Consider the following 22,611-nt stretch of genomic DNA (forward strand, 5'->3'; position numbering starts at 1 on the left):
CCACCGGCGGCCGCTGTGCTAAACTGTTCAGGTACTTCGGCGAGGGAGGCACCCCTGTGTGCACTCCGTTATCGACGCGGGCGCCCCAATACCTGTGGTATGCGTGCTAGTCAGATTACAGCCAGAGTCACCACGGACTAGAGAAAATTAGGGCGCCAAGCCCGATAAGGAGAATAATGAGCAACGCATTTAACCTTGCTGCTGAACCACGCGAGACCTTCGGTAAGGGAACCGCTCGCAAACTGCGCGTAGCCGGCAAAACCCCGGTTGTTGTTTACGGCCACGGTGAGGCTCCACGCCACTACAGCGTAGAGACCCACCCGCTCAGCCTGATCGTTCGTCACCCAAACGCTCTCGTGTCACTCGAGATCGACGGCTCAAAGGAGCTTGTACTGGTGAAGGATGTGCAGAAGAACGCTGTACGCCAGACCATCGAGCACGTTGACCTGCTGATCGTTCGCCGCGGCGAGACCGTTGAGGTTGAGGTTCCTGTTGCCATTGAGGGTGACCCATTCCCAGGCACCACCGTGCTGCACGAGCTTGCAACAGTTCTCGTTAGCGCTCCAGCAACCGACATCCCAGAGCACTTCGTGGTGAACGTTGACGGCAAAACCGACGGCAGCCAGATCACCGCTGGTGACCTGGAGCTGCCAAACGGCGTTGAGCTGGTAACCGGCGCAGACGAGCTGCTCGTTAACGTTGTGATCGCTCAGAAGGCTGACGATGACGACTTCGAGGCAGCTGAAGAGGCCGCAGCAGCAGAGGCAGAGTAAAGCCGACGCTGGATCAGCCGCTTAACCCGCGGCGATCCGTGTAGTATTATTTACCCGCTGTGTTGGTTTACACTGAGCTAAACCGGCACAGCGGGTTTTTAGTGGCGACGGGCAGTAAACAAACAAAACAGTCTAAGGAGTATCGTGTCTGAAACCTGGGTGGTTGTGGGGCTTGGAAACCCCGGAGCGAAGTACGAGGCAACCAGGCACAATATTGGGCAGCTCGCGGTTGATGAACTGGCTTCACAGATCGGGTCACGATTCCAGGTGCACAAAACCAACAACCGGGTTGCTGAGGGGTGGCTCAGACCGGGCGGCCCGAAACTGATCCTGGTGAAACCCAACTCCTTTATGAACCTGAGCGGCGGACCGGTCAGCCAAATCCTCAGTTTTTACGGACTGGAGGTTGACAGGCTGATTGTTTTGCACGACGAACTGGATATTCCGTTCGACTCCGTGAAACTAAAAAACGGCGGGGGACACGGCGGCCACAACGGCCTGCGCAGCATCGCCGCCTCACTGAAAACACCGGACTTTACCCGCGTGCGCATCGGAATTGGCAGGCCGCCCGGGAGCGGGGATCCGGCCGCTTTCGTGCTCACACCATTCAACAAGACTGAACAGGCTGCGCTGCCGCTGCTGGTCAGCGACGCCGCCGACGCAGCGGTTGCCGTGATTGAGGAGGGGCTGACCGCCGCCCAGCAGCGGTTCCACGGGAGAGTGAAGTAGATGGGACTGCAGCAGCTACCCGAGATTCTCGCCCAGCAGCCAGACTTTGCCGACGCGCTCGCGTACTCCGCAGAGAACACCAACTTTATTGCGCCCGAGGGCTTGCGCCCCGCGCTGCTCGCTGGCCTCTATCGGCAGCGCCGACAGAAACACCCCGGCGGTGCGCTGCTGATAATCGCGGCAACCAGCCGAGAGGCGGAACAGTACCGGGTTGCGCTCAGCTCGATTGAGCCGGACGCCGACATTCTTGAACTGCCCGCCTGGGAGACACTGCCGCACGAAAAACTGAGCCCGGCGGCGGCAACCGTCGGCGCTCGCGCGGTTGTTTTTAACCGGCTTAGACAGCAGGACAAGAGCGCAAAACCACTGATTCTAGTCGCGAGCGTGCGCGCTGTGCTGCAGAGCATCTCACCGTTTGCGGCCGCCGCCTCACCGCTAAACCTGAGCGTCGGAGACACCGACACTCCGCCCGCCGACATCGCCGCAAGACTCACCGCTCTCGGCTACACACACGTTGACCTGGTCGCCAAGCGCGGCGAGTTTGCCTTACGCGGCGGTATCCTCGACGTTTTCTCGCCAGCGGCAGATATGGCGGTCAGGATCGATTTCTTCGGCGACGAGATTGACGAGATCCGCAATTTCGCGGTGGCGGATCAGCGCAGCACAGAAACCCAGCTAACGGCGACCGAGCTCTGGCCTGCACGTGAGCTGCTGCTAACCGAGGAGGTTAGGGAGCGAGCTGAGCAGCTTTTGGCGGCGGGGGATCCGCACACAGAACTGCTCGAAAAAATCAGCGCCGGGATTGTTTGCGAGGGCATGGAAAGCCTGCTGCCGCTGCTGGTCACCGACATGGCCGCGCTCACTGAGCTGCTGCCGCCTCACAGCACCGTCGCCGTGATTGCACCGGAGCGGGTGCTGGCGCGTGCGGTGCAGCTGGCGGAAACAAACGCCGAGTTTTTGCGCGCAGCCTGGGATGCTGCGGCCGGCAGCGCTGAGCAGATTGAGCAGCAGACTGTGATTAACACGGGGGAAAAATCGGGGATGCTAACCCTCCCGGCGGTGAAACAGGCGCTCGCTCAGTCGGGTGTGTGGCACACGATTTCACCGTTCGCGATTGAGGAGAAGGCGGACGAGGCCGAGTCTGCTGACAGTTTGGCGGTAACGGTTTCTGCGGCCGCGATCCCTGCTGTTCCGCCGGGGGTTGACGCGGTTGAGTTTCAAACCGGGCAGATTCGGGACGCGCTCACAAACGGTAAACAGGTTATTGTTGCTGCCGGTGCGAGCGGCGCGGCAGAGCGTGCGCTGGAGCTGCTGCTTGAACAGCAGGTGCCGGCAACCGCTGCCGACGACAACCTGAAACAGTCCGGTGTTGCGCAGGTTGCGCAGGCTAACAGCCTCAACGGTTTTGAAACCGAACAGCTGCTGCTGCTCAGCGAAGCAGACTTTTTTGGTCGGCACATCAGCGAAACCGCCCCGAAACAGCGGGCCGGGATCCGCCGCCGCAAAAACGTGGTTGACCCGCTGCAGCTGCAACCCGGCGACTATGTTGTGCACGACCACCACGGTATTGGTCGCTTTGTCTCGCTGACGAAGAAACAGGTGACCGTTGGTGGCCGGGGCAGCAGACAAAAGTCGGAGCGCGAGTACCTGGTGCTCGAGTATGCGGCGAGCAAGCGGGGGATGCCGGCGGATAAGCTCTATATTCCGATCGACCAGCTCGGGCAGCTGTCACGCTATGTTGGCGGTGAGGCGCCCGCGCTCTCGAAGCTCGGCGGCAGCGACTGGGCGAACACAAAAAAGAAAGCACGCAAGGCGGTCCGCGATATTGCTGTGCAGCTGGTGAAACTCTACTCGGCGAGGGCCGCAGCAAAAGGTCACGCCTTCGCGCCCGACACCCCCTGGCAGCACGAGCTGGAGGCCGCCTTCCCGTACGTTGAAACAGTCGATCAGCTGACCGCGATCGCCGAGGTGAAGCGCGATATGGAGCGGCAGATGCCGATGGATCGCCTGGTTTCGGGTGATGTCGGGTTTGGTAAAACCGAGATTGCTGTGCGCGCGGCGTTTAAGGCGGTGCAGGACAACAAACAGGTTGCGATTCTGGTGCCGACCACGCTGCTGGTGAAACAGCACTTTGAGACGTTCCAAAACCGCTTCGCCGGATTCCCGGTGCGCTTAAAAGCGCTCAGCCGTTTCCAGAGCGATAAAGAGGCGAGAGAGGTTATTGCGGGACTCGCAGACGGCACCGTTGATGTTGTTATCGGTACCCACCGCCTGCTCGCAAAGAACGTTAAATACCGCGATCTCGGCCTGATTATTATCGACGAGGAGCAGCGTTTCGGCGTTGAACACAAGGACGCCCTGAAACAGTTGAAAACCAACGTTGACGTGCTGGCGATGAGCGCAACCCCGATCCCGAGAACCCTCGAGATGGCGGTGACCGGGATCCGTGAAATGTCAACCCTCGCAACCGCACCCGAGGAGCGGCATCCGATCCTAACCTTTGTGGGGCCGCGCAATCTGGGGCAGACAGCCGCCGCGATCCGCCGCGAGATGCTGCGTGAGGGACAGATTTTTTATGTGCACAATCGGGTTGCCTCAATCGGGCGGGTTGCGCGTGAGCTCGCTGAGGCGGTGCCGGAGGCGCGCGTTGCTGTCGCTCACGGCAAGCTCAGCGAGTCGGAGCTGGAGCGCGTCGTCGTTGATTTCTGGGAGAAGAAATACGATGTGCTGGTCTGCACAACCATTGTTGAGACCGGGCTTGATATTGCAAACGCGAACACGATTATTATCGACAACGCCGACAAATACGGGCTCAGCCAGCTGCACCAGCTGCGCGGCCGGGTGGGTCGCGGCCGCGAGCGCGCCTACGCCTACTTCCTTTACGATCCGAGCCGGGTGCTCACCGAGACCGCGCACGAGCGGCTCGAGACCATCGCAACCCACAACGAGCTCGGCAGCGGAATGCAGGTGGCGTTGCGGGATCTGGAGATTCGCGGCGCCGGCAACCTGCTAGGCGGCGAACAGTCGGGGCACATCGCCGGTGTCGGATTTGACATGTATCTGCGGCTGATTGGCGAGGCCGTTGACACCTTTAAGGGCGAGCAGGTGCACAGCTCACAGGATCTCACCGTCGAACTGCCGGTTGTTATCAAAATCCCCGACAGCTACATCGACAGTGAGCGTCTGCGGCTTGAGGCATACCAGAAGTTCGGTGCCGCCTCACACCCCGGTGCCCAGGCGGATCACGTCACCCTCGTGCTCGAAGAACTCACCGATCGCTACGGCAATCCGCCAAAAGAGGTGGAGCAGTTGGCGGCGCTCGCAAGGCTTAGACGGAAGGCAGCCAAGCTCGGTATCAGCCGCATCAGCGTGCTCAACGACCAGCTGCGAATCGACGCGGTGAAACTGCCCGACTCGAAACAGGTGCGGTTAAACCGCCTCTATCCGGGATCGAGCTACAGCGAAAACGGGCTGATTCTGGTGCCGATGCCGCCGGCGCTAACCGGCACACCGGGGCTAGCCACGAGTCCGCTTGATCGCCTTTATCGGGGCGCTGATAAGGCCGCCGACGGAGACCTGCTTGCCTGGCTTGACCGGTTGTTTGAGTCGCTTTTTAGCGAGCTGCTTGCTGGCGTATCCGCCCCCGCCGCCAAGGTTTAGGTAGCGGCACTCGACGGTCGCCTGCTGCAGCCTAATCTGGAACTCGCTAACGGCCGCGCGCAGATAGTCGTGGTGGGCGAGCGACTGGGCACGGGAGTCCTGCAGCGACTTCAGCGGTTTATCGGCGATTGCGTCACCGATTTTCTTCAGCACAATACTGCCCAGCAGCTTCTTAATCGGGGTTAGCAGCGGCGGCACCGGCAGCTTCGAGACGATCGGCCCGAGCACCTGCAGAATCGTGCCGCTGTTTTTGGCCGCAAGCTCCAGCGTTTTCTTGAAGTTGGCGCTGCGTTTCGCCCACTTTACCTGGTTTTGCAGCGGCACAAGGCAAGCAAGCGGCAGCAGCAGCTCAACACCGCTGATGGTGTTGCCCGGTGCTCCCGCGGGCGCGCTGCCCGGGGTGGATCCGCCAGCCCCTGCCGAGCCCGGTGCGGTCGAGCCTGGTGCGGCGCTGAAGATCAGGAAGTGCTCACCGATTGAGGTTGCCTCGGGGGCGTTAACAAAGCCCGCAATCGTTTGCTGCAGACCCTCCAGCTCGGCGGCCGCGTGCTGTTTTACCGTGTTGGTGAAGTCAAACACGTCGGTTCCCGGCAGCAGGTCTGCTTTGGTGAGCGCGATAACCCAGGTGCGCGGGAAGCTGTTGGTTTTTTTACCGCGCGGGAACAGCTCCGACTGCAGCCGGGTGAGCGACTCGGTGAGGTTCTGGAAGAGCGGTTTCAGATAGCGGTCCTCCTGCCCCGCATTATCGCGCAGTTTAGCGCCGTCAACCAGCAGCAGCGCAACATCGGAGCTGAGCAGGCCCTGGAAGCTGTGCAGCTGCTGCTGGGCGTGGGTGCCGACGGCGCTAAACCAGCTGCCGGGGTAGTCGTGCCACACCAGGTTCAGCGCAACAGCTGACGGTTTCGTGTCTGCCTGCAGCTGGGTGAGGAAGCGGTAGGTGAAGCCGTACTCGGTTGGCTGGGTTGCGCTCTGCAGTGGCGCGGGGGCCGGCTGTTGCGCGGTGGCTGGTTGCTGAGCCGCTGTTGGCTGTGGCGCCTGTGTTTCCGGCGGAGCGGGGGCTACCCGCTGCGCGCTGGCTGGCGGTGCCTCATACCTTGCCGCGCCCGCTGGGGAGTGCTGCTGGGTGCGCTCCAAAAGCGCGGCGACGGCCGGATCCGCAACCTCGAAACTGTAGTGCAGAAACCCGTTACCGCCCTGAGCTGCCGCTTTTGAGTGGGCGTAGAAGGCGCGCAGCAGCGACGACTTGCCGCTCTCGCTCTCACCGAAAACCGTGAGGTGCTGGGTTGTTTTGGTGCTCTGGCCGCCGCGATTACCTGCCCGTTTGATGACGGCTGGCTGCCGCTTTTCGATGTTTGACACGGTCGCTCCTGTTCGGGTTTGCTGATGCGCCTGTTACGGGATCCTGCTTTAGAGCCCTGCTTCAGGCGCGGTAACTCTCCATCATATCCGGCTTATGTTAGTGCTAGCTGCATACCGTAGGTATCGCTTTTATCTCCGGTCATTAGTCGTTTTTATGCCTCTTTAGGGGTGTTTTTGGGTGCTTAAAAACACGCCGATTTCTAAGATGTTTTCCAGTGCAGTGCGAGAGAATTGAAGTGCGCTAATACACGCGCTTCCATCGGCATCAGTTAAGGAGATCGCCTTGAAAAAACTAATCAATGATCCAGACAGTGTTGTTGTTGACGCCCTACACGGTGTTGCGGCCGCACACCCGGAGCTGCGGGTGGATTTCGATCACCAGATCGTGTTCCGCGCTGCTGCTCCTGAGGCGGGCAAGGTTGCATTGATTTCCGGTGGTGGATCCGGGCACGAGCCCCTCCACGGAGGCTACGTTGGTGTGGGAATGCTCGATGCCGCTGTAGCTGGCCAGGTTTTCACCTCACCAACCCCTGACCAGGTTGCTGCCGCGATCACCGGCGTTGACGGCGGCGCTGGTGTGCTGCAGATCGTCAAGAACTACACCGGCGATGTGATGAACTTTGAAATGGCCGCTGAGCTCGCAAACGCCGAAACCGGTGTTGAGGTTGCAACGGTTATTGTTAACGACGACGTTGCGGTGCAGGATTCCCTATACACCGCTGGCCGTCGCGGTGTTGGTGCAACCGTGTTCGTTGAAAAGATCGCGGGCGCTGCAGCCGCCGCCGGTAAGGATCTCGCGCAGGTCACCGAGATTGCGCAGAGCGTTATCGACAACGCTCGCTCCTACGGTGTTGCCCTCACCAGCTGTACTGTGCCGGCTGTTGGTCACCCAACCTTCGACCTGCCAGAGGATGAGATCGAGCTGGGTGTCGGGATCCACGGCGAACCAGGCCGCGAGCGCGCGAAACTGAAAACCGCCGCCGAGATTGCCGAGCACATTGTTAACGCGGTCACCTCAGACTACGATTTTGCCGGGTCAGAGACCATTGTGATGCTTAACGGTATGGGCGCAACCCCGCAGATTGAGCTCTACCTGGTTTACGGTGAGGTTGCGAAACTGCTCGCCGAGAAGGGCATCCGGGTTGTCCGCAACCTCGTCGGCAACTACATCACCGCGCTTGACATGGCAGGCTGCTCACTCACCGTGATGAAGGCTGACGAAGAGAAGATCGCCCTGTGGGACGCGGCCGTTAACACCCCAGCCCTGAAGTGGGGTAACTAATGAGCAAACTAACCCTTGCACAGCTGAACGACTGGGCTGTTAAGTTCCGTGACGTGATCAACGAGAATCGCGAGTATTTGACCGCGCTTGACGCTGAGATTGGCGATGCGGATCACGGCAGTAACATGGCACGCGGCACAACCGCCGCCGCCGAGAAGCTGCTGGCGGATCCACCAGCAACCGTGAGTGCTTTCGGTAAAACGGTCGGCATGACACTCGTTAGCACCGTCGGTGGTGCGAGCGGGCCGCTGTTTGGCACACTGTTCTTGCGTTTCGGCACAACCGCGGGCGATGTGACAGAGCTTGACGGTGCCGCGCTGCTCGCTGCTTTGGAGGCGGGCGTGAACGGTGTGCAGGCGCGAGGCAAGGCAGAACCCGGCGATAAAACCATGGTTGATGTGCTGGTGCCAGCGCTCGCAGAGTTGAAAACACAGCTTGACGGGGGTGCGGATCTTAAAACCGCTCTGCAGCAGACCGCTGTTGCCTCGGCCACCGCGAAGGACGCAACCAAACCGCTTGTGGCGAAGAAGGGACGAGCCAGCTACCTGGGAGAGCGCAGCGCCGGACACATTGATCCGGGCAGCGCCTCAACCGCGATTCTGTTTGAGACACTCGCGGCGGCGGTAGCCTAGCGATGACCGTCGGAATTGTTGCTGTTTCACACAGTAAACCGCTTGCGGAGGCTGCACGAGATCTTGCTTTGCAGATGATCTCGGGAGAGCAGCCGCCGCTCGCGGTTGCCGCGGGAACAGCGGACGGTGGTTTTGGAACGGACGCGGTTGCGGTGTCAGAGGCAATCGCCGAGGTGGAAAACGGGGACGGCACAGTTGTGCTCGTTGACCTGGGGTCCGCGATCCTCTCCGCAGAGATGGCGCTTGAGTTTCTGCCCGACCCGGACGCGCGCGTCGAAATCGTCGCCGCGCCGTTCGTTGAGGGACTGCTCGCCGCCGTTGTGCGCGCCGCAACCGGCGGCAGCGTCGACGAGGTTGCCGTGGAAGCCCGCGGTGCGCTGCTCGGCAAACAGGAGCAGCTCGGGCAGCTGCCGGAGAGTGCCGGCGCTGACCGGACCCGTGAGGTGCACATCGACCTGACCGCCGAGCTGCACGCGCCGAAAGCCGCGCAGTCTGCCGAGAAGATTGAACTGGCAAGCTCCACGGTTACGCTGATTAACCCGGCTGGCCTGCACGCCAGACCGGCTGCGCAGCTTGCGGAACTCGCAGGCGAGCTGAACACAGCCACAGGCTTCGCGTTCACGGTCGCTGCGAAACACAAAAAGACCGGTGACGAGCGGATCGCTAACCTGCTTAGCCCGCTCGCGGTTGCCGCGCTCGGCACACGAGCCGATGACAGTGTGACGGTTGCCGCAACCACCACAGCCCAGTTAGCTGACGCAGCACAGGCAGACGATTCCCGGCAGGCAGATACCACCGTGCAGCAGCAGCGAGCAGCCGAGGCTGTTGCCCAGCTGGTCGAGCTGATCGCGAGCGGCTTCGGCGAAGCAGACACCGCCACAGCCGGTGCAGGTCAAGTCGCTGATTCAGCCGCCGCCGCTGATTCAACAGCCGGTGCTGGTCCAGCCGTCGAGCAAACCGGTGCAGACCGCGACGCTAGCGAGCCCTCGCGTTCGACTAAAACCGCTCGCGCAATCGGCGTCAGCTCCGGCAGGGTGACCGCAACGGCACAGCGCATGGCTGAGTCGGTTACTGAGCCACCGGCAGAACCAGCCGCAACCCGACCAGACCCGGCCACAGAAACAGACCGTCTGCGGGAGGCGATTAGCGCCGTTGTCACACAGCTTGAAACAAGGCAGGTAAACGATCCAGAAGCGGCCGCGATTGTCGCAGCAACCGCGAAACTCGCGGCCGATCCGCTAATCCCGGAGGAGGCAGCGCCCAAACTCGCTGTCGGTCTCACCGCGGAACGCGCCGTCTGGGAAGTTCTCACTGACCTCGCGGCCAACTACGCTGAGGCAGGCGGACAGCTGGCCGAGCGAGCGACCGATGTACGGGACGTGCGCAACCGGATTGTTGCAGAGCTAACCGGGCAGCCGGCGCCGGGCATCCCAGAACCGGGGGAGCCGTTTATCCTGGTTGCCAGGGACCTTGCCCCTGCCGACACGGCGGTGCTTGATCCACAAACCTGCATAGGCATGGTGCTCGGTGAGGGCGGACCAACCTCCCACACCGCAATTATTGCCCGGGCGCTCGGGATTGCGGCGGTTGTTGACCCGTCCGCATACCAGCGGATCGCAACCGGCGATACCGTGCTGGTTGACGGTGACAGCGCCGAGGTGCTGATTGGGCCGAGCGAGGCGGAACAAAAAACTGCTCGCCGGAGCGCACAAAACCTGGCGGATCTGCCGCCGTTCACCGCCCCGGCAGCAACCAGCTGCGGTTACAGCGTGGACATTCTCGCGAACGTTGGGAAGGCCGCGGACGCGGCGCTCGGCGTTGAACGGGGAGCGCGAGGCACCGGACTGTTCCGCACCGAGTTCTGTTTCCTCGGCCGCCAAACCGCGCCAAGCCTTGACGAGCAGATCGCCGTCTACAGCGCGGTGCTGGAGCATTTTAGAGGCAGCAAGGCCGTGATCCGCACACTCGATGCTGGGTCTGATAAACCACTGCCGTTTGTTACGCCAGACGCTGAAGCAAACCCGGCGCTCGGGGTGCGCGGTTACCGCACAGCCGACAACTATCCCGAGGTGCTGACAACGCAGCTGCGGGCGATTGCGGCCGCGGCGGCGGCAACCGGTGTGACGCCGTGGGTTATGGCGCCGATGATCTCAACAACTGAGGAAGCGGCAGAGTTTGCCTCGCTCGCGCGTGAACACGGCCTGCAACAGGTTGGTGTGATGGTTGAAACACCGGCGGCGGCGCTCATCACAGACCAGCTGTTTGAGCACATTAACTTCGTCAGTATCGGTACCAACGACCTCACCCAGTACACAATGGCGGCCGACCGGCTAGCAACCGAGCTCGCCCACCTCAACACACCGTGGCAGCCAGCGGTGCTGCGCATGATCCGCGAGATAGGCAGGCTAGCAGCCGGCAGACCGGTTGGTGTTTGCGGCGAGGCGGCGGCGGATCCGCTGCTCGCCAGAGTGCTCGTCGGTTTGGGAGTCAACAGCCTCTCCATGTCGCCGCAGCAGGTGCCGCTGGTTGGATCTGCCGTGAACGAAACCTCGCTCGCGGACTGTCAGCGTGCGGCGGAGGCGGCGTGTAACGCACAGTCACCGTCCGCGGCACGGCAGCGAGCGGCAGAGCTGCTCGGGTAGCTTGCGCGGGTAGCGTAGGATACTCGGGTATAGGCGTTAAAGCTTCGCTGGCATCGCGCAGGGCAGTGTGCGGTGCCAGCGAAAATCTTAGCAGCAGCGGCCTAAACCGCGAAGCCGAAGACACCCCTAAGATCCATAAAACGAAAAGCAGATCATGACAGAGCTAGCAGCAGTGGCAACAGTGCGACAGATGGTTAACCCCGGCGGCTGCGCCTGGCACGCAGAACAGACACACGAGTCGCTGCTGCCCTACCTGGTTGAGGAGACCGCCGAGTTTGTTGAGACGGTGGAGAGTGACAGGCCCGCCGCTGAGCGGGTTGAGGAGCTCGCGGACCTGCTCTATCAGGTGCTGTTCCACTGCGCCATCGCCGAGCGTGACGGCGAGGGCTACGATTTTGCCGCAGTCGCTGAGCGGCTCGACACGAAACTCCGCGCCAGACACCCGCACGTGTTCGGCGACCGTGGGTATATGACAAGCGCCGAGCTGGAGGCCGAGTGGGAGAACCTAAAAGCCGCCGCATCGGGGCAAAAACCGGGCAGCCGCGGTGTTTTTGAGGGGATCCCAACCGCGATGCCAACGCTCGCTCGGGCGAGCAAAATGGTTGACCGGGTGCGCAGCGCCAAACTCCTCACCCAGCTGCCCGCGAGCGACACCTCGAAACGGGTTGTCGACCTGGTCGCCAAAACCGAGGGTGGCGTCGGCGAGGTGCTGCTAGAGACGGTGATGGTTGCGAGGGCGGCGGGTGTGGATCCTGACAGAGAACTGCGTCAACAGCTGCGGCAGTTAGAGAGCAGCGCCGCAAAAACAAACATGGCAAAATAGAGAGTATGGTTCAAAAGGTAAACGCAACGCGCGGAATGCGCGATTTTCTCCCCGCCGAAAAAGCCCGCAGAGAGCGTGCACTCAACATCATTCGTGAGGTTTACCGTAGCCACGGCTTTACCGAGATTGAGGCGCCGGCTGTTGAAGACTTTGGGCGACTGCACTCGGGGCTCGGCGGCGACAACGAAAAACTGTCGTTCTCGATCCTGAAACGCGGTCTCACCGGCCAGGATCTCAGCGACGCAGCAGCAGCCGAGTCAACCGACTCGCTCACCGATCTCGGCCTGCGCTTCGATCTGACTGTGCCGCTTGCCCGCTACTACGCAACTAACCGGGCGCAGCTGCCGGGTGTTTTCCGTGCCATCCACATTGGGCCGGTGTGGCGTGCCGAGCGGCCGCAGCGGGGCCGCTACCGCCAGTTCGTGCAGAGTGACATTGACATTATCGGTGAGGGATCCGCGCTCGCTGAGGCTGAGCTGATCACCGCAACCTCCCAGGCGCTTGACGCGCTCGGCTTGCAGGACTGTGCGATCCGCGTAAATGACCGACGGATCCTCACAGAACTGCTCAACCACTGCGGGTTTAGTGAGGAGGAGCACGCTGCGGCGCTGATCACGGTCGACAAGCTCGACAAAATCGGTGCGGAGGGCGTTGTTGCTGAGCTTGCCGAACAGAACCCGGAGGCGGCTGACGAGATCGGTCGCGTGCTTGCCCGCTTCGAGCAGGCTGGTGCAACCGTCGCAGGCGGTGCTCCTTTGAACGCTGAGGCAATCGCGGCTGTGCTGCCGGAGGGTGTTGCGAGTGAGGCTGCGGCCCACCTTGACGAGCTGGCACAGGCGGTAACCCCCGGGCTGCCAGCCGGTGTGACACTCTGTTTCGACCCGACACTCGTGCGCGGCATGGGCTATTACACCGGCACAATCTTCGAGATTGCGCACCCGGGCAGTGGCAGCTCCGTTGGCGGCGGTGGTCGCTACGACGGCATGATCGGTCGTTTCCTTGGCGAGGATGTGCCGGCGGTTGGTTTCTCAATCGGGTTTGAGCGGATCATGGAGCTGGTTGAGCTGCCGAGCAGCTCCGATGCCGAGGTGGTTGCGCTGATCAGCGACAAAGACCTGCCCGCTTTCCAGCTGCTGGCGCTGAAGCGGGAACTGCTTGACGCCGGTAAAACCGTGCGGATTGTTTGGCGCCAAAAGAACATGAAGGCGCTGTTAAGCAATCTGGCGGCTGAGGGGGTAACCCACACGGCCGCTGTGCGCGCCGAAACCGCGGGGGCAGCGGACCTTGAGATTCGCCCGCTCGCTGGGTAAATACGCAGCTGGCGGATCCACCCGGAGCCGAAAAACTTATATAGACTTGAATTGTAAACCGAACAGTTAATTTAAGGAGGACCTCACCGTGGCACTCATTGACGTGGTAATCGCGCGTGAAATTCTAGATTCAAGGGGTAACCCAACCGTTGAGGTTGAGGTTGCGCTGTCAGACGGGTCAGCTGGGCGTGCTGCTGTGCCTTCGGGCGCATCAACCGGTGAGTTCGAAGCCTATGAGTTACGTGACGGTGATAAAGACCGTTACCTCGGCAAGGGTGTGCAGCAGGCTGTGACCGCTGTTTATGACGTGCTCGGCCCAGCCATTGAGGGGCTGCCGGCAGACGACCAGCGCCTTATCGACCAGACCCTGATCGCAGCAGACGGTAGCGCCAACAAAGAGAAGCTTGGCGCTAACGCGATCCTCGGTGTTAGCCTCGCGGTTGCAAACGCTGCAGCGCAGGCGGCGGATCTGCCGCTGTTCCGCTACATTGGTGGCCCAACCGCCTGCACCCTGCCGGTGCCGCTGATGAACATTATTAACGGCGGCGCTCACGCAGACACCGGCGTTGATATTCAGGAGTTTATGATCGCGCCAATCGGCGCAGAAACCTTCTCTGAGTCGCTGCGCTGGGGTGTTGAGGTTTACCACTCACTGAAGGCGCTTTTGAAGGAGCAGGGACTCGCAACCGCTCTCGGCGACGAGGGTGGATTCGCGCCAGACCTGCCAAACAACGCTGCGGCGCTGGACCTGATACAGACCGCGATCGAGCGTGCCGGATTCACCCCGGGTCGCGATATTGCGCTCGCGCTTGACGTCGCTTCCAGCGAATTCAACAGGGACGGTGTCTACCACTTCGAGGGTAAAGAGCGCACCGCCGCTGAAATGATCGACTACTACGCAGAGCTGATCACTAAATACCCGCTTGTGTCGATTGAGGATCCGCTCGACGAGAACGACTGGGAGGGCTGGACACAGCTCACCGAGCAGCTCGGCCACCGTGTACAGCTCGTCGGTGACGACCTGTTTGTCACCAACCCGGAGCGTCTCGCGGAGGGTATCTCAGCCGGCGCAGGCAACTCACTGCTCGTGAAGGTTAACCAGATCGGTTCACTGACCGAGACCGCTGACGCGATTAAGCTGGCTCAGCGCAACTCTTACAGCACCATCATGTCACACCGCTCAGGTGAGACCGAGGACGTCACAATCGCCGACCTCGCTGTTGCTTTCGAGACCGGTCAGATCAAAACCGGTGCGCCCGCACGCAGCGAGCGAGTGGCGAAGTACAACCAGCTGCTGCGCATCGAGGAGGAGCTGGGCGAAGCAGCGGAGTACGCTGGCAGCGCCGCGTTCCCACGCTTCAGCGCGTAGCGACGCACCGCGCTAACCGCGCTGAGCAAAACTGAGACCGAAACGGGGGTGAGCTGATGACCGAAACTAAAAACAGTGCCTGGGCGGATGTCCGGGAGTGGATCAGCAGCCTCCGTTTCGGCGGTTACACGCTGGCGCTGGTTGGGATTTTGGTGCTCGGTGTTATCACCATCAGTCCGACGCTCAGCACCTTCCTGCAGCAGCGGCGCGAGATTAACGACCTGCGTGCCCAGGTTGCAAAAACCCAGGAGGCTGTGACCAAGGCGCAGGCGGATCGGGAGCGCTGGGAAGACCCGGCATATGTGCGGGCGCAGGCGCGTGACCGGCTGTTTTATGTTATGCCGGGGGAGTCGCAGCTCGGCGTGATTAACGACATTATGCTGCCGCCCGAGGCTGAGCAGAAGAGCACCCCGGAGCTCACCAGGGTAGATTATCGTTGGTCAGAGAGCCTGCTGTCGTCGGTACTGATCGCCGGCACCGCGGCGGATCCGGCAGCGTCCGACCCAGCCGCTTCAGACCCTGCGGGGTCAGACTCGACCGAAACCGAGTAGCTAACAGACCAACACGAGTATTTAACAGACCAAGATTAGATCCGAAAGATAATATGCCTCGTCCTCCTTATGACCCGCCAACAGAAACCGACATCGCCAAGGTTAGTGAGTACCTTGGCAGGCAGGCGCGCGGTGTTGTTGGGATTGCTGCCCGCACCGCTAGCGGGGACCCGGTTGTTGTTGCGACCGCGCCCAGACTGGAGAGCGGCGAGCCCTTCCCAACCTTCTACTACCTCTGCCACCCGGACGCGGTTGCCGCGGCGTCCCGGTTGGAGGCGGCCGGGTTTATGGACGAGCTAAACGAGCTGCTCGCATCCGATGAGGAGTTGCGCGCTCACTACCAGCGCGCCCACGAGGCGTTCATCACTGACCGGGAAACGGTTGGCGAGGTTCCCGAGATCGCCGGGATTAGCGCCGGCGGAATGCCCGTCCGGGTGAAGTGTTTACACGCTCTGATCGGGCACGCGCTTGCCGCGGGGCCGGGCGTTAACCCGATTGGCGATATTGCGCTTGCGAAGAGCGATTTCGCGAGTGTGGCAATGAGTTAAAAAGAGCGATAAGATTATTCTGTGATGTTCTTTAGACCTGCGTTTTATGCGCAGAATGAACACTGATTTAGCAAATTATTCAAGGAGATGGCTTCGTGACGAAGAAAATTCTGATCGTTGGTGGTGGCTACGCGGGCTTCTATACCGCTTGGAAGCTTGAGAAGCAGCTGCGCCGTGGTGAGGCAGAGGTGATCATTGTGGATCCGCTGCCATACATGCAGTACCTGCCGTTCTTGCCAGAGGTTGCCGCTGGATCCATTGAACCGCGTCACGCTGTTGTGCAGCGCCGTCGTCACCTCAAGCACACCCGTGAACTGCACGGCAAGGTGACCGGCATTAACCACGCTAGCCGTGTCGCTCAGATCGAGCTGGTTGACGGATCCGTGCGCGACTTCGCTTACGATGAAATCGTCATCACAACCGGTTCTGTGTCTCGCACCTTCCCAATCCCGGGTATTGCAGACAACGCAATCGGCATGAAGACCATCGAGGAGGCAGCGGCTGTGCGCGACCGCCTGGTCGGTAACTTTGAGCGTGCCGCGTCACTGCCGGTTGACTCACCGGAGCGCGCAAGACTGCTCACCGTCACCGTTGTTGGCGGCGGTTTCGCGGGCATCGAGACAATCTCTGAGCTGCGCAGCTTCGCGACCTCAATCCTGCGCAACTACCCGGAGCTTAGCTTCGAAGAGACCAAATTCCACCTCGTTGAGGCAATGGGGCGGATTATGCCGGAGGTGTCTCAGGAGCTCGCCGAGTGGGTTGTGAAGGATCAGACCCGCCGCGGTGTTAACATTCACCTCGACACCCAGCTGCAGGACGCAACCGACGGTAAGATTCAGCTGTCAACCGGTGAGACCTACGAGTCTGATCTGATTATCTGGACAGCCGGTGTGATGCCGCGTCCATTCCTGCGCGACACCGACCTGCCAATCGGCCCACGCGGTCACGTTATCGGCAGCCCAACCCTGCAGGTAACAACCGAGGACGGCGAGGTTGTTGCAGGCGCATGGACCGCGGGTGACACCTCACAGACCCCTGACATCTCTGCAACCCCTGGCCCGGGCGGCTTCTGCGTACCAAACGCACAGCACGCGGTTCGCCAGGGCAAGCTGCTCGCGAAGAACCTTGTTGCTTCAATCCGCGGTGAGGGTCTGCAGCAGTACAACCACAAGAACGCTGGCGCCGTCGCTGGTCTTGGCATCAACAACGGTGTCTTCCAGTCGGGCAAAGTACAGCTGCGCGGTTACATCGCCTGGCTCGCACACCGCTTCTATCACGGCCTCGCAATCCCAACCTGGGAGCGCAAGTCTCGCGTCTTCGGCGGCTGGGTAAGCCACTTCTTCTGGAAGCGCGACTTTGTCGGCATCGAGGCAAACCAGGAGCCACGCGCGGTGTTCGAGGAGTACGCTGCACGGCCAAAGCCAAAGGCTGAGTAGTCTAAAGCTGCTTTAGCGAGGGGTGGATGCGTCAGCGTCCGCCCCTCTTGCTTTAGCGCCGCAGCCCGGGGCTCGCCACGAGGCTGACCCGGGGCAGCAACCCACAGGATCCGCTGCCCCTGCCCAGCAAGGGGAGCTCAGGCTTGTTAACCGTCCGCGTGGGAGCTTAAAAACTCGAACATTTCGGCGTCATCAACACCGGGGAAGGTGCCGGTTGGCAGCGGCGCGAGCACATACTTGTGCATTCTGGCGCTCGCCCACGACTTGCCGTCCCAGCGTGAAGCGAGCTCGCTGTTTGGTAGTTTGCAGCAGTTCGGGTCTGGGCAGGTGGATTTGGTGCGCACGGTTGTGTCCCTGCCGCGGAACCACTTAGCGTCGTCAAACTGCACACCGCAGCTGATCGAGAACGCGCCGTCTTTTTCGGTGTCACCGGTTTGCACGGTTGACCAGTAGGTGCCGTTCGGGGTGTCGGTGAACTGGTAGAACTCGGTTGTGCGGTTGCGACGATGGAACGCGGACCTGCCCGGCCATTTCTTGCACAGCAGCTGCCCCTCAATTGAGTCGTGCTCGTCTGTTGGGAACGGCAGGTTGTCGTTCTCGTAGCCGCGCAACAGCGCACCGGCTGTGTCGGTGCGGTAGAAGTGAACAGCGAGATCCAGATGCTCGGTTGCGAGGTTCGTGAAGCGGTGTGCGGCGGTTTCGTGTGTCACACCGAAGGCGTCACGGAGGTCCTCAATCGCGAGGTTGCGTTCCTTTTTTGCGGCCTGCAAGAACTCGGCGGTGCGTTTTTCCGGCATTAGACAGGCGGAGGCGAAATAGTTGATCTCCAGTCGCTGCTGCAAGAACTCCGCGTAGTCTAGCGGTCTGCTGTGTTCGAGCACGCGGTGCGCCATCGCCTGCAGCGCGATTGAGCGCAGACCGTGGCCGCCGGGGATTGAGGCGGGCGGCAGATAGATCCTGCCGTTTTCAAAATCGGTTATGCTGCGGGTGTTTGACGGCAGATCGTTTGCGAACACGAGTGTGAACCCGAGCTTCTCGGCGAGCACCGCAACCGCCCGGTGAGTGAGCGCGCCCTGGCGGTGACCAACCTGCGACATCAGGTCCTCGGCAACCGCCTCAATCTCCGGCAGATAGTTGTTTTTTTCCCGCATCTTCAGGCGGATCTCGGTGTTTGCGAGTCTCGCACCCTCCTGTGTTACCGCCTGGTGATTCTGCTGCCGCTGCAGCTCCCGGCTGAGCCCAATAATCACCTCCAGAGCTTCATCGCTGAGGGTCTGCAGCGACTTCAGGTGCGGCAGGTTAAGCTGCCGATAGCCGCTGCTGTTTTGCACCTGCGCGAGCTGGATCTCCAGGGAGCTGCGCTTCGTCGGAGCGGATGTCTGAAAAAAATCGTTAAGTTCCACACCCGTTGCGCGGGCGATCGCCTGCAGCGTGGCAACTCGCGGCTCACGTTTCCCGGTTTCAAACAGCGAGAGCTGGCTTGTGCTCAACCCCACCTGCTGACCAAGCTGTGTCAGGGTTAAACCAGCCTGTTTCCTGAAGTATCGCAGCCGCTGTCCAAGAATCAAAGCGTCAAGTTTCGGCTTTTTTGATTTTTTAACGGGTGTGTTTCGGGTGGATCCGTCGCCAACCGCGCTATCTGCTGTAGAAAAGCTCATGTTTTTATAATAGCTAAAATTCCTGAAAACTTTGCAGGCGATTTGGTTAAGTAACCCCGCAAAACTGTAAAACAATGGAAGTATTCCCTTAAAAAGCGAGCAACCACTGCTCGCCCAAAGTATTTAGAGGAAGCATAAATGGGCAACACAATTGAAAACATTGCCACCCTGGTGGCTGCTGAAGCTCCGGCGGTGCGTGAAGACGTGCTCAGCTGGGTTACAGAATTCGCTGAACTACTGCAGCCAGACGCTGTGCGCTGGTGCGACGGCAGCGAGGAGGAGTGGCAGGAGCTAACCGCTGAAATGGTTGCTGCTGGATCCCTCATCCCACTCAACAAAGATATTCGCCCAAACAGCTTCCTGGCGCGCTCAACCCCTGATGATGTTGCACGCGTTGAGGACCGCACCTTCATCTGCTCTAACGAGGCGATTGACGCCGGTCCAACGAACAACTGGCGCGATCCACAAGAGATGAAAGCAACCCTGCGCGAGAAGTTCGCAGGCGCAATGCGCGGCCGCACCCTCTACGTGATCCCGTTCTCGATGGGGCCGGTTGGCGGCGCAATCAGCCAGGTTGGTTTGCAGCTCACCGACTCACCTTACGCGGTGCTCAACATGCGGATTATGGCGCGGGTTACCCCGGAGGTTTACACCCAGATTTCAAACGGTGCTGACTGGGTCCGCACCGTGCACTCGGTTGGCGCGCCACTCGCTGAGGGTGAGGAGGATGTTGTCTGGCCGTGCAACCCAGACAAGTACATTGTGCACTTCCCTGAGACACTCGAGGTTTGGTCTTACGGATCCGGCTACGGCGGCAACGCGCTGCTCTCCAAGAAGTGCTTCGCGCTGCGTCTCGCGAGCGTTATGGGTCGCCGCGACAACTGGCTTGCGGAGCACATGCTGCTGATCAAGCTGACCAACACCGACACCGGCCGGGTCTTCCACCTGGCGGCGGCGTTCCCGTCAGCCTGCGGTAAAACAAACCTGGCGATGCTCCGCCCAACCATCCCGGGCTGGGAGGTTGAAACACTCGGTGACGACATCACCTGGCTGCGCCCAGGCAAGGACGGCAGGCTCTACGCGATCAACCCGGAGGCTGGTTTCTTCGGCGTTGCTCCGGGAACCGGTGAGTCAACCAACCCGACCGCGATGAGCACCCTGTGGGGCAACACAATCTACACCAACGTGGCGCTCACAGACGAGGGTGATGTCTGGTGGGAGGGTAAAACCGACAGTGTGCCAGATCACCTGATCGACTGGCAGGGTAACGACTGGACCCCGGACAGCGACAGGCCAGCTGCGCATCCGAACTCACGCTTTACCGTGCCAATCACACAGACCCCAACCCTCGCGGAGGAGTGGTTTGCCGCTGACGGTGTGCCAATCGACGCGATCCTGTTCGGTGGCCGCCGCGCAACCAACGTGCCGCTCGTAGCGAAGGCACGCGACTGGCAGCACGGTGTGTTCATCGGTGCAACCATCTCCAGCGAGAAAACCGCTGCGCAGGAGGGAACCGTGGGCGAGCTGCGCCGCGATCCCTTCGCGATGCTGCCGTTCTGTGGCTACAACATGGCAGACTACTGGGGTCACTGGCTGAACATGGGCGAGAAGCTCGGGGATAAAGCTCCGCAGCTGTTCCAGGTCAACTGGTTCCGTAAAGACCAGGACGGCAGGTTCCTGTGGCCAGGATTCGGCGAGAACTCTCGCGTAATCGACTGGATTCTGCGCGCGGTGGACGCCGACAACAACGGTTCTGAGAAGCTTGGCGAGCCTAGCCCAATCGGTGTGCTGCCAGCCGACGGTGAACTCAACCTCGACGGCGTCGACGTACCAGCGGAGGATCTTGCCTCACTGTTCGACGTTGACGCGGAATCATGGCTCGCCGAGTGCGACCTCACCGAGCAGTTCTTTGCACAGTTTGGCGAGCGGCTGCCAGCCCAGCTTTCAGCTGAACTAGAGGCTTTGCGGGAGCGTTTACGCGCCGCATAGACTGTGTCGCTCACAACTGAGTCGACACACACCACAGTGAGTCCCGAGTGCTGCCCAGCTCGGGACTCACCACTTTTACGGCGCAGAAGCCTTCTGGATATACGCTAAACTTATAAACCGCGCCCCTATAGCCCAACTGGCAGAGGCAGTGGACTTAAAATCCATCAAGTCTGGGTTCGAATCCCAGTGGGGGCACCGTGTAATGTTCTGACACATCGTTCACAAACAGCAAGAAAATCGCGCCTGTTTTCAATGTACACTTCTTTTCGTTGACCGGTATTTCAATGGTTTTCCTGTGCTTGTAGCCTTTCCGGGTGGATCATAATTCCCAGTAAGTTCACAGCTTGCGGGTCTACTTTCAACACAAGGAGGCAGACTGCTTTCTTGGATTAAAACACAGGAGTTTATTATGGAAGCAAAAGCTACACCGTTCTTGTTATCTGAGGCAAGGTCTTGAAGTCATAGAGGTGACATGATGAGTGTTGAACTTCGATCGGTTTCTGTGTTTTACAGAAGAGGATCCGTGTCTGCACTATCCGAGGTGTCGTTTGAGCTCGGCGGGGGACTAACATCCCTTGTCGGGCCAAACGGCTCCGGGAAAACCACTCTGCTGCGCATACTCTCTCTTGCACCGACGCTACCGCGGTGAAATGCTGCTCGGCGGAGAGGCAGTCAAACAGCGGGGTTCAGGTGTTAGAGCCCTACAGCGGCAAATAGGCTATTTGCCGCAGGGTTTCCAGTTTGCAAACAACTGGACGGTAAAAGAGTTCGTTAGCTACTGTGCTTGGCTGAAGTGTGTGCCGTCCTCTCAGATGGTAAACGCTGTCAATGATGCACTGGAGCGTGTACGAATGCTGGAACTCGCTTATCGTAAGATGGGTGCCCTGTCTGGGGGCATGCTCAGGCGGGCAGGATTGGCTCAGGCGATTGTACATAAACCCGAGCTGTTACTTCTAGACGAGCCAGCAGCCGGGTTAGATCCAGAGCAGCGGATTGTGCTGCGAGAGTTGATTACCGAGCTTGCCAGAGAGAAAACAGTGCTGACAAGCACACACCTGATTGATGAGGCAATAGACTACTCGGATCGCATCATCCTGTTGGCAAACGGGAAGCTTAAGTTCCATGATTCTGCGAGGGAGTTTCAAAACCTTGCCCAATCATTTACTGAGCATAACCAGCTTTCACGTGTTGAGCAAGCATATCTTGCGCTACAAAAATAGTATAGGGGAGTTCCATGATATTCCTCACTGTGATCAGGCGCAGTGGCCTGGTTCCAGTAACATTGGCGCTTGCCGTGTTTGGATGCTTTATTATCGCGAGCGGGTTGAATCCTGTCTATCCCTCGCACGGCGACAACGTTGATATCCTGCATGATACAACCGCGATGGTGATGCCAGTTTTCGCAGGTTTCCTAGCTTGGAACAGTAAGTCAGCCTTCCACGCTAGCGGAGCTCGGGACATTCTCGCTAGCAGCGCCAGGAGCAGAACAATGATTTTCCTGCTCCACCTCGTAAAGTCAGGTGCTTTTGCGGTTCTGCTCTGGGGCATCATGCTCTTGTTCACGCTTCTGCGCCCGCTTGTGGTGTTCGGCACGTTTCCAAACGGGCCACTGCTCTACTCGCAGCTTCTCGCCTCTCTCGTTCTCTTTCTGGTCTTTACCGTGATCGCTGTTGTTATTGGGTTTGTAATCAGTGGTTGGTTGGGGAGTCTGATTGCGGCAATCCCGCCGCTTGCCTGCTACGGTATTGCTTTATTCCTCGTGAGGGGGCCCGTTTTTAGGTCCAGGCGTTATTAGAGTTTTTCAACCCGCCACCTGCTGTTGAGCAAACTCTCTCGGAGTGAGATAACCC

The 22,611-nt window shown here is 60.2% G+C and carries 17 protein-coding genes and 1 tRNA gene; 17 read left to right on the forward strand and 1 reads right to left on the reverse strand.

The window, feature by feature from the left end; translation table 11 throughout:
• Nucleotides 1-176 precede the first annotated feature (176 nt).
• From EII30_RS06000 to EII30_RS06055, 12 genes are all read left to right on the forward strand, one after another.
• Nucleotides 177-773, forward strand: a complete 597-nt coding sequence (locus EII30_RS06000; RefSeq protein WP_124886419.1) for a 50S ribosomal protein L25/general stress protein Ctc — start codon at nucleotides 177-179, stop codon at nucleotides 771-773.
• A 144-nt stretch (nucleotides 774-917) separates the two neighbouring features.
• Nucleotides 918-1,502 (forward strand): aminoacyl-tRNA hydrolase, encoded by a 585-nt coding sequence (pth, locus tag EII30_RS06005; RefSeq protein WP_124886420.1) that lies wholly within the window; start codon nucleotides 918-920, stop codon nucleotides 1,500-1,502.
• The gene (mfd, locus tag EII30_RS06010; RefSeq protein ID WP_124886421.1) at nucleotides 1,503-5,162 is read left to right on the forward strand and encodes a transcription-repair coupling factor; all 3,660 of its coding nucleotides are present in this window, start codon (nucleotides 1,503-1,505) and stop codon (nucleotides 5,160-5,162) included.
• 1,642 nt (nucleotides 5,163-6,804) lie between these two features.
• Complete coding sequence (gene dhaK, locus EII30_RS06015) at nucleotides 6,805-7,803, forward strand: dihydroxyacetone kinase subunit DhaK (protein WP_124886422.1); 999 nt, start codon at nucleotides 6,805-6,807, stop codon at nucleotides 7,801-7,803.
• Nucleotides 7,803-8,435, forward strand: a complete 633-nt coding sequence (gene dhaL, locus EII30_RS06020) for a dihydroxyacetone kinase subunit DhaL (RefSeq protein ID WP_124886423.1) — start codon at nucleotides 7,803-7,805, stop codon at nucleotides 8,433-8,435. The genes dhaK and dhaL overlap by 1 nt, the downstream gene beginning before the upstream one ends.
• 2 nt (nucleotides 8,436-8,437) lie before the next feature.
• Nucleotides 8,438-11,077, forward strand: coding sequence for a phosphoenolpyruvate--protein phosphotransferase (gene ptsP / locus EII30_RS06025; protein ID WP_124886424.1), 2,640 nt, complete (start codon nucleotides 8,438-8,440; stop codon nucleotides 11,075-11,077).
• A gap of 154 nt (nucleotides 11,078-11,231) precedes the next feature.
• A complete protein-coding gene (locus tag EII30_RS06030) occupies nucleotides 11,232-11,900 on the forward strand; it encodes a MazG nucleotide pyrophosphohydrolase domain-containing protein (protein ID WP_124886425.1) in 669 nt (222 codons plus the stop codon).
• A 5-nt stretch (nucleotides 11,901-11,905) separates the two neighbouring features.
• The gene (hisS, locus tag EII30_RS06035) at nucleotides 11,906-13,210 is read left to right on the forward strand and encodes a histidine--tRNA ligase (protein WP_124886426.1); all 1,305 of its coding nucleotides are present in this window, start codon (nucleotides 11,906-11,908) and stop codon (nucleotides 13,208-13,210) included.
• 88 nt (nucleotides 13,211-13,298) lie between these two features.
• Nucleotides 13,299-14,579 (forward strand): phosphopyruvate hydratase, encoded by a 1,281-nt coding sequence (gene eno / locus EII30_RS06040; protein WP_124886427.1) that lies wholly within the window; start codon nucleotides 13,299-13,301, stop codon nucleotides 14,577-14,579.
• Nucleotides 14,580-14,635: 56 nt separating this feature from the next.
• Nucleotides 14,636-15,130 carry a septum formation initiator family protein gene (locus EII30_RS06045; RefSeq protein ID WP_124886428.1) on the forward strand — a complete coding sequence of 165 codons (495 nt, stop codon included), beginning with the start codon at nucleotides 14,636-14,638 and terminating at the stop codon, nucleotides 15,128-15,130.
• 53 nt (nucleotides 15,131-15,183) lie between these two features.
• Nucleotides 15,184-15,678, forward strand: coding sequence for a DUF501 domain-containing protein (locus tag EII30_RS06050; protein ID WP_124886429.1), 495 nt, complete (start codon nucleotides 15,184-15,186; stop codon nucleotides 15,676-15,678).
• 95 nt (nucleotides 15,679-15,773) lie between these two features.
• Nucleotides 15,774-17,114, forward strand: a complete 1,341-nt coding sequence (locus EII30_RS06055) for an NAD(P)/FAD-dependent oxidoreductase (RefSeq protein WP_124886430.1) — start codon at nucleotides 15,774-15,776, stop codon at nucleotides 17,112-17,114.
• Between the two features lie 146 nt (nucleotides 17,115-17,260).
• Here the strand turns inward: EII30_RS06055 and EII30_RS06060 are convergent, their stop codons facing one another.
• Entirely contained in the window at nucleotides 17,261-18,772 is a 1,512-nt protein-coding gene (locus EII30_RS06060) for an XRE family transcriptional regulator (protein ID WP_124886431.1), read from the reverse strand.
• 138 nt (nucleotides 18,773-18,910) lie between these two features.
• Here EII30_RS06060 and EII30_RS06065 point away from each other — a divergent pair, with 138 nt between their 5' ends.
• The 5 genes from EII30_RS06065 to EII30_RS06085 all read left to right on the forward strand — a co-directional run bounded on the left by EII30_RS06065 (nucleotide 18,911) and on the right by EII30_RS06085 (nucleotide 22,556).
• The gene (locus EII30_RS06065; RefSeq protein ID WP_124886432.1) at nucleotides 18,911-20,761 is read left to right on the forward strand and encodes a phosphoenolpyruvate carboxykinase (GTP); all 1,851 of its coding nucleotides are present in this window, start codon (nucleotides 18,911-18,913) and stop codon (nucleotides 20,759-20,761) included.
• A 121-nt stretch (nucleotides 20,762-20,882) separates the two neighbouring features.
• Nucleotides 20,883-20,956: transfer RNA gene (locus EII30_RS06070), tRNA-Leu, on the forward strand.
• A gap of 280 nt (nucleotides 20,957-21,236) precedes the next feature.
• A complete protein-coding gene (locus EII30_RS09100; protein ID WP_199731587.1) occupies nucleotides 21,237-21,410 on the forward strand; it encodes an AAA family ATPase in 174 nt (57 codons plus the stop codon).
• Between the two features lies 1 nt (nucleotide 21,411).
• Nucleotides 21,412-21,981: an ATP-binding cassette domain-containing protein gene (locus tag EII30_RS06080; protein WP_124886434.1), complete on the forward strand. Its 570-nt coding sequence runs from the start codon at nucleotides 21,412-21,414 to the stop codon at nucleotides 21,979-21,981.
• Between the two features lie 14 nt (nucleotides 21,982-21,995).
• Nucleotides 21,996-22,556 (forward strand): hypothetical protein, encoded by a 561-nt coding sequence (locus tag EII30_RS06085; RefSeq protein WP_124886435.1) that lies wholly within the window; start codon nucleotides 21,996-21,998, stop codon nucleotides 22,554-22,556.
• Nucleotides 22,557-22,611 lie beyond the last annotated feature (55 nt).

Origin of the sequence: Leucobacter sp. OH1287, assembly GCF_003859945.1 — a bacterium.
GTDB lineage: Bacteria > Actinomycetota > Actinomycetes > Actinomycetales > Microbacteriaceae > Canibacter.

Coding starts and splice junctions, on each gene's coding strand:
- EII30_RS06000 (WP_124886419.1), top strand. CDS start 177: ATGAGCAACGCATTTAACCTTGCTGCTGAACCACGCGAGACCTTCGGT.
- mfd (WP_124886421.1), top strand. CDS start 1,503: ATGGGACTGCAGCAGCTACCCGAGATTCTCGCCCAGCAGCCAGACTTT.
- dhaL (WP_124886423.1), top strand. CDS start 7,803: ATGAGCAAACTAACCCTTGCACAGCTGAACGACTGGGCTGTTAAGTTC.
- ptsP (WP_124886424.1), top strand. CDS start 8,438: ATGACCGTCGGAATTGTTGCTGTTTCACACAGTAAACCGCTTGCGGAG.
- EII30_RS06030 (WP_124886425.1), top strand. CDS start 11,232: ATGACAGAGCTAGCAGCAGTGGCAACAGTGCGACAGATGGTTAACCCC.
- hisS (WP_124886426.1), top strand. CDS start 11,906: ATGGTTCAAAAGGTAAACGCAACGCGCGGAATGCGCGATTTTCTCCCC.
- EII30_RS06045 (WP_124886428.1), top strand. CDS start 14,636: ATGACCGAAACTAAAAACAGTGCCTGGGCGGATGTCCGGGAGTGGATC.
- EII30_RS06050 (WP_124886429.1), top strand. CDS start 15,184: ATGCCTCGTCCTCCTTATGACCCGCCAACAGAAACCGACATCGCCAAG.
- EII30_RS06060 (WP_124886431.1), bottom strand. CDS start 18,772: ATGAGCTTTTCTACAGCAGATAGCGCGGTTGGCGACGGATCCACCCGA.
- EII30_RS06065 (WP_124886432.1), top strand. CDS start 18,911: ATGGGCAACACAATTGAAAACATTGCCACCCTGGTGGCTGCTGAAGCT.
- EII30_RS09100 (WP_199731587.1), top strand. CDS start 21,237: ATGAGTGTTGAACTTCGATCGGTTTCTGTGTTTTACAGAAGAGGATCC.
- EII30_RS06080 (WP_124886434.1), top strand. CDS start 21,412: ATGCTGCTCGGCGGAGAGGCAGTCAAACAGCGGGGTTCAGGTGTTAGA.
- EII30_RS06085 (WP_124886435.1), top strand. CDS start 21,996: ATGATATTCCTCACTGTGATCAGGCGCAGTGGCCTGGTTCCAGTAACA.